We start from the raw sequence: 13,814 nt of genomic DNA, 5'->3' as shown, positions 1-13,814 counted from the left end.
ATTCTCAGTATCTGTATTCTGTATTTTCTATTTTTTATTTTATCAAATCAATTAACTCTTTACCTTTCACTTCCTCCGCTTTCCACTCCACAACTGCAAAATTTCCATTGGAAATTTCATTCACTTTATTTATCCAAGTTATCTCATTGTTTGCTTTCACCTTGAGAATGTCATTAGTGGTATCAGTTGCAAAAAGACTAGAATTTATAATCCACCACTTATTGTTGATTCCAGCTCTCTTTAAATCCGCTTCTAATCTCATAGCTTCATATACAGGTGTAGCTTCAGCTAAAGTTACAATAATAACCTCTGTTTCATTGGCATTTTTAAGCTTTGGTAAAAGCTTTTTAACTGACCCTGGTATATCCCCTTGTGAACGCTGTATCTCTTTGTTATAGCTTTGGGTAGAATCTAGTAATAATAGTGTATGGCCAGTTGGTGCTGTATCTATAACCACAACTTCATTTTCAGATCTTTCAACTATTTCTGCAAAAGCTCTAAATACAGCAATTTCCTGAGTACAAGGTGATCTTAAATCTTCCTCTATATAAGCTATATCTTCTTCACTCATGGTTTCCTTTGCTTTTGTCAAAACTTCCTCTTTATATTTTTCCAGTTCTTTCTTTTCATCCACATGGCTTAAAGTAATACCGTAACTATCATCTAAAACAAATTTTAAGTGTGCTGCTGGATCTGTAGTGGTTAAATGTACCCTTTTACCTTTTTCAGCAAGACCTAAAGCGATAGCTGCTGCTATTGTAGTTTTGCCAACCCCTCCTTTGCCCATTGTGAAAATCACTTTTTTGTCTGAAGCATATAAATCGTCAATAACATCCCTTAAATTTGGTACTTTCTGAGTATTAAGAATATCTTTACTATATTTAATATTGTCACGCTTTAAAAAAGCTCTTACATTTTCAATCCCTGTTATATTATATGGCCTTAATGGAATTTCATAGATTTGTAATCTACTTAAATGTTCTGGAATATTCTTTAAAGCTTTTTGTTGTTTTGTAAAAATTGCATTTGAAAGATCGTCATCATAATTTTTAAGGACTCCATTAATAACTAATACCTGATTATTTACACCTATATCCTGAAGTTCTTTAGATGCTCTTTCAGCTTCTTTGAGCGGTGATAGTTCAGGACGAGCTACAAGTATAAGTGTAGTTTTTTCTTTATCAGATAAATTACTAACGGCATTTTTATAAACTTCTTTTTTACCTTCAAGTCCTGAAAGCTGTCCTAAACATGATGCACCATGTGTGCTCTCACTAATAAAATTACTCCATGCTGAAGGAAGCTGAAGCATTCTCAAGGTATGACCTGTTGGTGCTGTATCAAATATAATATGATCATACTCCTCTGCTGCTTTTTCATCGGTTATAAAGGTTGAAAATTCATTAAATGCAGCAATCTCAACAGTGCATGAGCCAGAAAGCTGTTCCTCCATATTTTGCAAAACTACTTCTGGTAATTTTCCACGATAAGGGCCTATTACACTTTCTCTATACTCATCAGCAGCTTTTTCCGGCTCAAAATTTGCAACTACTAAATTAAGAACCTCTTTTATAGCTACTCCTTTATTGTTTAGCTCAGTGTTAAAAACATCTTGCAGATTTGAAGCTGGATCAGTGCTTATAAGCATGATTTTCTTACCTTCATCCGCCAAAGCTACTGCTGTCGCACAAGCTGTTGAAGTCTTACCAACGCCACCTTTTCCAGTAAAAAACAGATATTTTGTTAAATTAATATTCTCTACATCAAAACTTTTAAACATTCAATCCCTCTTTTCTCTCTTAGCAGCATCCACCATTACATCCACAATCATTTGATTTTTTAATTTTTATCTTAGCTTTTAAATAATCATCTGTAATTTCAAGAAGTTCACAGAACTCTTTATTAGTTGGATAAGCTTTAGTTTTTACTACTACACCATCAACCATTGTAACTGGAAGTACTTCTACTCCACCTTTATTTAATATTTCATTTATAGTTTTATTATCAACAAATATTTGTGGATTATTAGTAAGGTTATATCTTTCTACTAACATTCCTTTATTCTTTAAATTGTTTATTATAGTTGAAATTCTCAGTAACTCTGGATTAACAGATGGTCCGCATACCCCTGTTGAACAGCACATAGCTGGATCAAAAATAATCATTTTTTTCATAATCATTCACTCCTTGTCTTTTAGGCATCTGAAAATAAATAACAAGTCAAAGATGCCTTATTTGCATTCGCATTTAGTTTTATCTTTACAGATACATTCATCTGTATCTGTTATAAGATTCATAAGAAATAACATTAATTTATTGCAGTAGGCAATATTTAATGAATAATAACTCCATAAACCATCTTTTCTACAATTAACAATCCCACATTCCATTAAAACCTTCATATGATGAGAAAGTGTAGGCTGAGTAAAGTCAAAATATTCTAATATATCACAAGCACACTTTTCTCCACAGGACAGTATATCAATTATTTGTAATCTATTAGAATCAGCTAATGCTTTAATAACTTTAGAGTTTTCTTCATAATTTAATCGCATTCAATCACCTCTTACATAGATAATTATCTATGCATATAATATAGACTAATATCTATGTATTGTCAATATAATCTATTTATATAGGGAATAATTAATTATTATATTTATTATTCTCTATATATATTATAGTATTCATATTTTTCTTTTATTGCTACTACTTATTTATCTGATGACTAGTGGCTGTAACACTTCATAGCATTCTGTGAAAGCGAACAAATACAAAATAAATTTTGTTTTGCCTGCTTGCACTCTGTGAAAGTGATTCGCACAAAATTAAAAATTTTGGCTCTCTACTTTTCTAAAGATTGAGATAACAGCCACACGTCCCTGGATAATTCATCTAAACAAGTGGGAGTACAAACTCCCACTTGTAAGATTCATCGATAATTAAGTTTGATTATTTATAATTTATATTATATAGTTAATATGGCTTATTGTACTATTCATAACAAATCTCTAGAAGAGCATAAGAATAATTTGGTCACTATTAAATGATATTTATGAAAGAAGATGAATGAATATAAATATAACAACCTCAATCATTAAAAGCAGATTATTATATTTATTCAAGTTTTTTCATATACAGTAAATAATGAAACTATAGATTAGCTATTCAATGTATTTTTAACCTAATGTGCGGAATTCTCCCACTCTCTATAGGTGGGAGATGGATAGCACTTGCTTACGGGCATAAATGTGATAAATTACATGAAGTTATATAAATGTGCTGTCAGTAGACTTGTAAAAAAGTGTTTACGAATAGAAAGAAGCAGTTATGGAAAGAATATTTCTAAAATGGAATTTACTGACTTACAACAACTATTAGTGAGACCATAGATGTAGTAAAAAATATATAGATAATAAAAGCATAGGTGAGGTGAGAAGGTGAGTATCAAAAGAAATAAAGGTTATAAATACAGATTAAAGCCTACTAAAGAAGAAAGAGAGTATTTTGAAAAAGCCTTTGGATGCACAAGAAAATTATACAATATCTATGTAGACATGTTATATGAGAAACTTGAAAATAAGAATTATGTAAATGGAAAGGTGGATTATAGAACTGTAAAATTTCCTACACCAGCAGCCATAAAAAAAGAGTATGAGTATATGAAGGAAATAGACAGTCTGGCCTTTGCAAATGTCCAGCTTGATTTTCAAGAAGCATTAAAAAAATACAATAAGGAATATGATGGTAAAACCTACCGGAAAAAGTCAAAAAAACTTGAAAAAACTACAGGAAAAATACTGACATTTAGAGATATAAAGGGAATGCCATCCTTCAAAAGTAAAAGGCAAAACCATCATTCTTTTACTACCAACAACCAAAAGGGAACAATATCAATAGTAGATGAATGTTATGTGAAAATACCCAAACTTAAATCTTTGATAAAGTTTGTTAAACATAGAGAAATACCAGAAGGATATTGTATTAAAGCTGCTTCAGTGTCAAAGGACTGCAGGGGTAAATACTACATATCTTTCACAGTAGAATATTATGAAGAAGAAAAGGAAATAACACCAGAAAATTTTATTGGTCTTGATTATTCACAAACTTCTTTTTATGTAAGCAGTGAGGACGAGAAAGCCAATTATCCTCATTACTATAGGGAGAATGAAGAAAAGCTGAAAAAAGAATATAGAAAGCTCACAAGAAAAAAACTAAAGTCAAAAAATTGGTGTAAACAAAAATCAAAGATATCAAGACTGCAGGAAAAAATATCAAATCAGCGAAAAGACTGGCTGCATAAAAAGAGTTTTGAACTGTCACAGAAATATGATGCAGTCTGTATAGAGGATATAAACCTTAGAAATATTGCTCAATGTCTGTCTTTAGGGAAAAATGTACAGGATAATGGCTTTGGCATGTTTAGAAATTTCTTAGAATACAAACTGCAGCATAGAGGGAAACACCTTATAAAAATAGATAAGTGGTATCCTTCATCAAAAACTTGCAGCTCCTGCGGCAGTATAAATGATAAATTACAGTTATCAGAAAGAGTATGGACTTGTAAGAATTGTAATATTATCCATGACAGAGATAAAAATGCTTCAGTAAATATACGAAATGAAGGAATAAGAATATACGAGAAAAGTAAAAGTGCATAAAATATATAAAAAAACCGTTGGGCAAACGGGGTTAGCTTGGTAATTATACTGATATTAGTTGGTACATCCCAAGAAGCTCCAACCTCTTAGCATAGCGTAGGTGGCGGGAGTATGTCACTATAGAGATACATATACTGTTAAAGAAAAAAATCGAATTTGCTATTCAAGAATATTAATATTTAATAACATCATTTTTGTATAAAATAAACTATATAGAATTTGAAGCTGATTTGATTATTATTCATAATCATTGTTAAGAGGCTTTGATTTTATGTTGTTTTTATAAAACATATTTAAGGATATATTAAAAAAGTATTTATAAATACCAAAATAAAAAAATTAATGGTAAAGAAAATTTAAATAATCAAATTTCTTACCAGACTGGAGATTAAATGATAAAAAAAAGTAAGAATAAAGTAAAGGTAATACCACTAGGAGGATTAGGCGAAATTGGAAAGAATATTACTGCCATAGAATATGATAATGAAATAATTATTATTGACTGTGGTTTAGCTTTTCCTGATACGGAGATGTATGGTATTGATTTAGTTATACCAGATATAACATACTTATTAAATAATAGTGAGAAGGTAAAAGGTTTTGTATTAACCCATGGACATGAAGATCATATTGGTGCTCTCCCATATGTCTTGAAGCAACTAAATGTGCCAGTTTATGGCACAAAATTGACTTTAGGTTTAGTAAAAAGCAAGTTGGAAGAACATAATATGCTCTCTGACTGTACTCTTTTGGAAGTTAAACCAGGAGAAGAAGTCAAAACTGAAAACTTCAGAGTTGAATTTATACGAACATGTCACAGTATATCAGATGCCTGTGCATTAGCTATACATACACCTGAAGGTATTATAGTTCATACAGGAGATTTTAAAATAGATTACACTCCTATAGACGGTGAATTAATAGATCTTCAGCGTTTTTCAAAGTTTGGAAAGCGAAAAGTACTGCTGCTAATGGCAGATAGTACAAATGTTGAACGCCCAGGTTATACAGTTTCAGAGAAAATTATAGGAGAAAATTTAACAAGAATTTTTGGGACTGCAAAGGGTAGAGTAATTGTTGCTTCCTTCGCATCAAATATTAATAGAGTTCAACAGATTATTAACTCCTCTTTGTCTTATGGAAGAAAAGTTGCCTTTAGTGGAAGAAGTATGGAGAAAATTTCTAATATTGCTATAGAGTTAGGTTATATGCATTTACCCGAAGATCAACTTATAAGTGTAGATGATATTAATAAATATCCTTCTGACAAAGTAACTATTATAACTACAGGAAGTCAAGGAGAACCAATGGCTGCACTTTCAAGAATTGCATATTCAAGCCATAAAAAAATCACTATTGAAAAAGGTGATTTAATAATTATTTCCGCTTCACCAATTCCAGGAAATCAAAGACTTATATCCAAAGTTATAGATGAACTTTTTAAGAAGGGAGCAGAAGTAATTTATAATGCTTTAGAAGAAGTTCATGTTTCAGGTCATGCTTGTCAGGAAGAACTAAAACTAATACATAAATTAGTTAATCCTAAATTTTTTATGCCTGTTCATGGTGAATATAGACATCTAAAACAACATGAATTGCTAGCTAAAAAACTTGGTATGGATTCAAAAAATATATTTGTTTTAGAAACTGGTCAGGTATTAGAGTTAAGCAGAAATAGCGCTAGAAAATCAGGAATAGTCACTTCAGGATCAATTATGGTAGATGGCCTTGGGATTGGCGATGTAGGTAATATAGTACTTCGAGATAGAAAACATTTGTCACAGGATGGTATATTAACAGTGGTAGTAACAATAGATAAAGCGTCATTTAGTATACTTTCGGGACCTGAAATTATTACAAGAGGCTTTGTTTATGTAAAAGAATCTGGGAATTTATTAAATGAAGCAACAACACTAGTAAAATCAGAGTTAGATACATGTATGGATAAAAAAATTACGGAATGGTCAGTAATAAAATCTAATATAAGACATTCCTTAGGAGAATTCTTATATAATAAAACAAGAAGAAAACCTATCATTTTACCAATAATTATGGAAATATAAATATATCAAAGTGGGAGATAACGGCTGCTACGTCCCTGGATAACGATTTACCCTAAAGGACAACGATTTCTAAGTATCGAAAATACCGATACTTAGAAATCTGTTAGTAAGTTTCAGGTGGAGAAAAAACTCCACCTGAAACAAAGAACTCTGTTTATGGAAACTACTTTTCAGCAAATTATTTCGTTTGAGCTTTATAGTTCTTATGTCCTCCAGAAATATTATAAACCTTCTTAAATCCATTATTAATTAATATATTTTGTACAGCATTTCCTGTTACGCCTTTATTACAGTATGTTACAACCACTTTTTCCTTATCTAATTCGTCAATCTTATTCCTAACCTGGGCATGAGGTATATTTATAGCATTTTCTACATGGGCTTCTTCATATTGTCTGCTTACCCTGGTATCTATTACTGTAACATCATTTCCAGCTTTCCTAAGTCCATTGAGTTCTTTTGGAGTTATTAGTTCTCTGCCTCTATTTATTGCATTATCTAAAATCATCCCAGTATACATTACAGGGTCCTTTGTTGTAGAAAAGGGTGGTGCATAGGCCAAATCTAAATGGAATAGATCTTCTGCCTTTGCTCCAAAAGTTATTGCTGTAACAAACACATCAATTCTCTTATCTACTCCAGTATATCCAACAATTTGAACCCCTAGAAGCTTTCCTGTATTCTTATCAGCAACAGCCTTAATAACCATCTCTTTTCCATGATAGTATGCTGGTTTATCCGGTTTAATATTGTGACAAACTACTGTATCAAAGCCTTCACTCTGTGCCTCTTTCTCTGTAAGACCTGTTTGTGCAACAGCCATATCAAAAACCTTAAATATTCCAGTACCAAGAATACCTCTGAATTCAAGGTTGCCGCCCGTAAGCTGATCCCCTGCTATTCTGCCCATTTTATTTGCAGTTGAACCCAGCGGTCTGTATAAAGGTTTTTTATTGATAACAGAAAAACTCTCAGTGCAATCACCGCAAGCATATATATCCTCTATATTTGTCATCATTTTTGTATTTACCCTTATTGATCCCTTAGCTCCAAGGTCTATTCCGGCATTTCTAGCAAGCTCTGTATTAGTTTTTACTCCAATGGACATTATAACAAAATCCGTATTTAAAACCTTACCACTTTCTAAAGCCACTTCGTTAACCAAAGTTTCTCCCTTTAACGCTGCAACAGAATCGCCTAAAATCAAATTAATATCTTTACTTTTTAAATACTTTTCAACATATGCAGCCATATCACTATCAAGTCCTGGTGTAACCTGATTCAGTCTTTCTACAAGGGTAACCTCAATGCCAAGCTTCTTTAAATTTTCTGTCATTTCAAGTCCAATAAATCCCGTTCCTACTATCACTGCTGATTTAGGCTTGTGACTTAAAATATATTCCTTTATTTTATCAGCTTGCCTAACATTTCTTAAATAAAATACATTGCTCTTTTCTGCACCTTCTATATTAGGTACGATAGGCTTTGCTCCTGTGGCAATAACTAATTTATCATAGCTTTCATCAAATACATCATCAGTATCCAAGTTTTTTATAGTCAGCACTTTATTCTCAGTATTTATTTTCAAAACTTCGTGTCTTCTGAATACATCTACATTGTATTTTTTCTTAAAAAATGCTGCGTTTCTTGGAGTTAATTCATCCCTATCCTGTATTTCCTCACCTATATAATAAGGTAAACCACATCCAGAATAAGATATATCATAATCCATATCATATATTTTTATTTCTGCATCTTCATCATTTCTTCTTGCCTTCGCGGCTGCAGAGGTTCCACCAGCTACAGCGCCTATTATAACAATTTTCATCAATCTTTCCTCCCTCTTACATCAATATTTTACTTTTCTTGCTTTAAACCAAAGTATTTTCTTCCCCACATTAAAGCTACATGTACAAGTCCAATCATTACAGGCACTTCAATCAACGGTCCTATAACAGCAGTAAAGGCTTCTTTAGATTGAATACCAAACACTGCAACTGCAACTGCTATGGCAAGTTCAAAATTGTTACTTGCAGCAGTAAAGGATAGGCTAACTGTTTTATGATAATCTATTTTTGATTTATAACTTATATAGAAGGAAATAGAGAACATAATAACAAAATATATAATTAAAGGAATTGCAATTCTTACAACATCCATTGGCAGTTCTATAATATATTTCCCTTTAAAAGTAAACATTATAACTATAGTAAATAATAAGGCTATTAATGCCAAAGGACTTATCTTAGGTATAAATTTTTTAGTATACCATTCGGTTCCTTTCATAGGTTCTAACAATAATCTTGTAAGCATACCTCCAACAAATGGAATACCTAAGTAAATTATTACTGAGTAAGCTACTTCTCCCATAGAAATATGCACCTGCATCCCCTGTAAACCTATTGCTCTTGGCAATACAGTAATAAATATATAAGCAAATATTGAATAGAATACTACCTGGAATATGGAGTTAAATGCTACTAAAGCTGCTGCATATTCATTATCTCCATCTGCTAGACTGTTCCACACAATAACCATAGCAATACATCTAGCAAGACCTATAAGAATTAATCCAACCATAAAAGGTGGATAATTTCTAAGAAAAATAACAGCTAAAACAAACATTAAAATTGGCCCTATAATCCAATTTTGAACCAGTGAAAGACCTAATACTTTTGGGTTACGAAAAACCTTTCCAAGTTCCTTATAATTGACCTTGGCAAGTGGCGGGTACATCATAACTATAAGTCCTACGGCTATTGGAATAGACGTTGTCCCCACTGATAAACTTGACAATACATTAGATAGACCAGGTAAGGCCCATCCTAAAAATATTCCGAGTCCCATTGCAATAAAAATCCATAATGTTAAATAACGGTCAAGACATGATAATCTTAGTGATTTACTACTCATAATAATACCTCCAATTTTAATTAGTTTAAATATAATTTCAATTTCACAAATACATCAATGAATCTTACTTAGTGAGAATTTTGTACCCCAACTAAGTTTAGATGAATTATCCAGGCGCATGCGCTGTTATCTCCAGCTTTTAATGTATTTAAAATTTATAAAAAAATAATACTTAGTTATCATTATTCTATTCCATATGATTGTCACAAAAACATACTTTTCCAGCTTTTAAATCATCACAATTTAAACCACTGCTCTTATACTTTTTCAATCTTTCATAATCAATTTTACATTGCTCAAGTTTCATGGTTTCTTTTTCTATAATTTCTTTTATAAATGGATATTCTGCCAAAGTATTTTCATTTACCATATAATACACATATTTAGTTACTTTATAATAGTCAAGTATCTTAGCATTTGTCAGCTTTGTTAAATGTCTTGATACATTTGACTGTGTAATATCAAGTATCTCTTCAAGCTCACAAACGCACAGTTCTCCATCTCTAAGTATATTTAATATTCTTATACGCGTTTCATCTGACAATGCTTTCATCACTTGTATTAAATTCAAAATCGTTGCCTCCTTATCATATTTACTATATATCATATTCACATATTCAATTACAATCATATAACAATCATTTATACATTGCAAGATATTATTTATAGGTTTTCTCATAGTTTTTTGTTTCCATTCTTAAGCTTTATGAGGATCTATATTCCTATAAAATAAATTCTATATCATCACCTAAGAGATCAATCAATTAATTTTCAATGAAAAAAATCAAACCACCAATTAGTCATATATAATATATAGGCCAATTGGTGGTTAAGCAACTCCTAACTCATTTGAACAATCTGATTCTATGTATACAATTTACATTAAACTTTGAATTTAAGACTTCTAAATAAGTAATACTTATTTGTATTACTTAATGGTGAAAACTAATTTTTTCTGAAGAATTTAATACTGGATTATTTTTTAGATGCTCCAGTTCTTTACATAAATCTCTAAGGAGTAAAAATATCATATCACGACTAACACCGTGACGAATTAAAATACGTTGTACTGTTATATTTTCACGATTACTTGGAAGAGGATATGAGGCAATTTGCCAACCGTGCATCTTTAAGCGATCAGAAAGATCATAAAGTGAAAATCCAGTTGTATTTTCATCTTTTAAGGAATAACAAACTGCGGGGATACCACCATGCCCATCGTATAATATTTTCAAAGAATCTATTTTTCTAAGTTGTTCACCTAAATATTGGGCAGTACTTGCACAACTCTCTTGAATTGCTGTATAACCCTGACGACCCAAATACAAAAATTTGTAATATTGAGCAATAATTTGCCCAGCTGGTCTTGAAAAATTCAAGGCAAAGGTTGGCAATTGACCTCCTAAATAGTCAACATTAAAGATCAATTCCTTAGGTAAATCATCTATAGTTCTCCAAATTATCCAACCAACGCCTAGTGGAGCCATTCCAAATTTGTGTCCAGAAGCATTAATGGATTTAACCCTAGAAATAGAAAAATCCCACTTTATGTCCTTCTGTATAAACGGTGCAATAAATGCCCCACTAGCCCCATCTACATGAATTGGTATATCCCATCCTTTTTCATTTTGAATTACGTCTAGAGCTTTAGCTAGCCCCTGTACTGGTTCATATACACCTGTAAATGTACTGCCTAAAGTTGCAACTACTCCAATTGTGTTCTCATCACAGTAATCTTTCAGTTGACCTGGCTGCATACATAGATTATCTGAGGTTAGCGGAACTTCTCTAATTTCCACATCAAAGTAACGCGCAAATTTATGCCAACATATCTGTACCGGTCCACATACTATATTAGGATTATTAGTGGCTTTACCTTCAGCTTCACGTTGCTTACGCCATTGCCATTTAAGTGCCAATCCCCCAAGCATTGCCGCTTCACTTGAGCCAGTTGTTGAACATCCAATAGTGTCTTCTTTTTCAGGTGAATGCCATAGATTTGCCAGTATACTAACACAACGATGTTCAATTTCAGCAGTTTGAGGATACTCATCCTTGTCTATCATATTTTTGTCAATTGACAGATCCATAAGTTCCCGAACTTCATCTTCAATATAGGTAGTACAAAATGTTGCTAGATTTTGACGTGCATTTCCATCCATAAAAAGTTCATCACAAATCAGTTGCTTAATCACTTGCGGATCTGAAACCTTTTCTGGCAACTCACTTTTTGGGAGCTGCGTCTTGGATATTGAATTAGCATAAACATTTTTAAAATCTTCTTCATATTTCTTTTTCTTATAATGATGTAATGCCATATTTTAATTCACTCCTTCCTATCTCTCGTATACAATATACTAAAAAACAAATTTCTTTTTCTTATAGACTTATTATTTTTCCTTATATTAGATTAGCCTTTTCTGTTATTATACCCATTTTTCATCCACTATCTACTTTAAACCTAACATCCTGCTTAAGGGTTTGTTCTTTGTTACTATGGCTCCCCTTGGACAAAGCTCCTGGCAGCAAAAACATCGTATACAATTACTATACTTCCATTTTGGTATTACTTTGTTATTATGCTTTACAAAAGATATTACTTTAGATTTTTCTGGACAAACCTCACCACATTTCTTACAACCTATGCATTTTTCTTCAATCAAAACTGGATTAGGTGCAGTCAATGAAGCCACAAAGTTATTTAGTGAAGGACTTATAAAATTAATCACTTTTGCACTTCGTGAGAGCTTAAAATCTTTACACTTCATATCCTCAATCTTTTCTCCTAGAATCTCTATTTCTTCTGGAATTACAGTTCCCCATTTTGTATCATAAGCTGCCTTTAGAATAGGTATAGCTAATACATCATCATATCCAATTAACCTTACTGCTGTGGAATCAACTGCTGTAAGGCATTTCCCCATAATTATAGTATCCATTTTTTTAGGTGTTCCATTCCTAGGCCCATTTCCTTCCATGGCAATTATACCATCAAGAATTGCAAAGCTGGTTTTCACAACAGAATTTAAGTCCAGTAACATTTTACTAAAGTTAACTGCATCAGGTAGTTTTGTGTGCCATGCTGCCTTTTGAGAACCAGGTATACATCCAAATTGATTCTTAACCGCTCCAGTATAATACATCATGGCGTGAGTTTTAAGCTTAGGCAGGGTTATAACTACATCTGCGTCATAAGGCTCTTTAGCAATATTCCAGAACTTGTACATTAAGGGGTTTTTCAGTTCCACATGTACTTCATCATTAAAATCAACAAACCTAACTCCATATCTCTTGGCAACCTCCATTAGCCCTGATTCTTCAGCAGCTTTTCTCGTATCTCCTGAACCTGGAGAGTCACCAAATATTATATTATTACTATATTCCTTAATTATCCTGACAACAGCTTCAAACAGTGCATAATGTGTTATAACCGGGGAGCCCTTTTCAACTATACTAAGAAAATTAGGCTTTAATAATACTTTACTATTTTCCGGTATAAGGGTTCTCAAAAAAGAAGTCCCACCCAAAAGTTCAAAGCCTTCTCTAAGCTTTTTTTCAATATTATTGACATCATAATCTGTACATTTTAATAAAGCAACCTTTTCCATAACATTTCCGCCCCTTTATTTAATTCTTTTTTTCATACTTTCGGATTGACCCTTTTATTTCTAATTTCTAAACTCTACTACATATTTTTATATTACCATGCTCATTAGATTCTGTCGAAGGTTATTATGGAGTCAGAAAGTTTTGAAGTATATTTCTCTATTATGTTTTTTCACAATATATTTATATGTAGAAAAACCAAGTTTCAAAATCTATATACTCATTTTCTAGCATCGCCTAGTCTCTTATATCCAAAAAATCAAACCACCAATTAGCTATATATTAAATATAAACTAATTGGTGGTTAAGCAACTCCTAACTCATTGGAACAATCTGATTCTACTTGAATATCCATCACCCTTTTTTAGTTGTTTTTTTATAATGTGTATTACACTATAAAAATTTATTTACAGTTTACATCTGTAAATATTTAATCATATTTACCTACTTATAAGTTTCCTACCATTAAATGCTTTTAGATATACTAACTCTTTAACACTATTTTTATTACTTTTTTTAGTTTCTCTTATGAGTTAGGGTTGCTATAAAGAAGTTTTTTATATCCTCTTTA

Annotated in this window: 10 protein-coding genes; 2 read left to right on the top strand and 8 right to left on the bottom strand. The window is 31.8% G+C overall.

The genetic code is table 11. The features are described from left to right. Positions 1–34 precede the first annotated feature (34 nt). The 3 genes from arsA to CLOPA_RS02915 are packed head-to-tail and all read right to left on the bottom strand — an operon-like array spanning position 35 to position 2,555. Positions 35–1,780 (bottom strand): arsenical pump-driving ATPase, encoded by a 1,746-nt coding sequence (gene arsA, locus CLOPA_RS02925; RefSeq protein WP_015613987.1) that lies wholly within the window; start codon positions 1,778–1,780, stop codon positions 35–37. Positions 1,781–1,799: 19 nt separating this feature from the next. After that, positions 1,800–2,174, bottom strand: a complete 375-nt coding sequence (gene arsD, locus CLOPA_RS02920; protein ID WP_015613986.1) for an arsenite efflux transporter metallochaperone ArsD — start codon at positions 2,172–2,174, stop codon at positions 1,800–1,802. Positions 2,175–2,231: 57 nt separating this feature from the next. After that, positions 2,232–2,555 (bottom strand): ArsR/SmtB family transcription factor, encoded by a 324-nt coding sequence (locus CLOPA_RS02915; protein WP_015613985.1) that lies wholly within the window; start codon positions 2,553–2,555, stop codon positions 2,232–2,234. An 885-nt stretch (positions 2,556–3,440) separates the two neighbouring features. Between CLOPA_RS02915 and CLOPA_RS02910 the strand changes: the two genes are divergently transcribed. Together CLOPA_RS02910 and CLOPA_RS02905 are read left to right on the top strand one after the other, a co-directional pair. Next, positions 3,441–4,661 carry an RNA-guided endonuclease InsQ/TnpB family protein gene (locus tag CLOPA_RS02910; RefSeq protein ID WP_015613984.1) on the top strand — a complete coding sequence of 407 codons (1,221 nt, stop codon included), beginning with the start codon at positions 3,441–3,443 and terminating at the stop codon, positions 4,659–4,661. A 392-nt stretch (positions 4,662–5,053) separates the two neighbouring features. Continuing rightward, entirely contained in the window at positions 5,054–6,724 is a 1,671-nt protein-coding gene (locus CLOPA_RS02905; RefSeq protein ID WP_015613983.1) for a ribonuclease J, read from the top strand. A gap of 178 nt (positions 6,725–6,902) precedes the next feature. On the opposite strand, the gene CLOPA_RS02900 is transcribed toward CLOPA_RS02905, so the two are convergent. From CLOPA_RS02900 to CLOPA_RS02880, 5 genes are all read right to left on the bottom strand, one after another. Then, on the bottom strand, positions 6,903–8,552 hold the full coding sequence (locus tag CLOPA_RS02900; RefSeq protein ID WP_015613982.1) for an FAD-dependent oxidoreductase: 1,650 nt from the start codon (positions 8,550–8,552) through the stop codon (positions 6,903–6,905). Positions 8,553–8,581: 29 nt separating this feature from the next. Further along, complete coding sequence (gene arsB / locus CLOPA_RS02895; protein WP_015613981.1) at positions 8,582–9,637, bottom strand: ACR3 family arsenite efflux transporter; 1,056 nt, start codon at positions 9,635–9,637, stop codon at positions 8,582–8,584. A 187-nt stretch (positions 9,638–9,824) separates the two neighbouring features. Next, on the bottom strand, positions 9,825–10,208 hold the full coding sequence (locus CLOPA_RS02890; protein ID WP_041710734.1) for an ArsR/SmtB family transcription factor: 384 nt from the start codon (positions 10,206–10,208) through the stop codon (positions 9,825–9,827). A 361-nt stretch (positions 10,209–10,569) separates the two neighbouring features. Continuing rightward, positions 10,570–11,955 carry a glutamate decarboxylase gene (locus tag CLOPA_RS02885; RefSeq protein WP_015613979.1) on the bottom strand — a complete coding sequence of 462 codons (1,386 nt, stop codon included), beginning with the start codon at positions 11,953–11,955 and terminating at the stop codon, positions 10,570–10,572. A gap of 132 nt (positions 11,956–12,087) precedes the next feature. Then, the gene (locus CLOPA_RS02880; RefSeq protein WP_015613978.1) at positions 12,088–13,245 is read right to left on the bottom strand and encodes a DUF362 domain-containing protein; all 1,158 of its coding nucleotides are present in this window, start codon (positions 13,243–13,245) and stop codon (positions 12,088–12,090) included. Between the last annotated feature and the right edge of the window lie 569 nt (positions 13,246–13,814).

Source organism: Clostridium pasteurianum BC1 (assembly GCF_000389635.1).
GTDB classification, from domain to species: domain Bacteria; phylum Bacillota; class Clostridia; order Clostridiales; family Clostridiaceae; genus Clostridium_I; species Clostridium_I pasteurianum_A.
The sequence above is the reverse complement of the archived record's forward strand: the minus strand, read 5'-3'. Positions and strand labels throughout refer to the sequence as shown.

Coding starts and splice junctions, on each gene's coding strand:
- CLOPA_RS02905 (WP_015613983.1), top strand. CDS start 5,054: ATGATAAAAAAAAGTAAGAATAAAGTAAAGGTAATACCACTAGGAGGA.
- arsD (WP_015613986.1), bottom strand. CDS start 2,174: ATGAAAAAAATGATTATTTTTGATCCAGCTATGTGCTGTTCAACAGGG.
- arsB (WP_015613981.1), bottom strand. CDS start 9,637: ATGAGTAGTAAATCACTAAGATTATCATGTCTTGACCGTTATTTAACA.
- arsA (WP_015613987.1), bottom strand. CDS start 1,780: ATGTTTAAAAGTTTTGATGTAGAGAATATTAATTTAACAAAATATCTG.
- CLOPA_RS02885 (WP_015613979.1), bottom strand. CDS start 11,955: ATGGCATTACATCATTATAAGAAAAAGAAATATGAAGAAGATTTTAAA.
- CLOPA_RS02915 (WP_015613985.1), bottom strand. CDS start 2,555: ATGCGATTAAATTATGAAGAAAACTCTAAAGTTATTAAAGCATTAGCT.
- CLOPA_RS02880 (WP_015613978.1), bottom strand. CDS start 13,245: ATGGAAAAGGTTGCTTTATTAAAATGTACAGATTATGATGTCAATAAT.
- CLOPA_RS02900 (WP_015613982.1), bottom strand. CDS start 8,552: ATGAAAATTGTTATAATAGGCGCTGTAGCTGGTGGAACCTCTGCAGCC.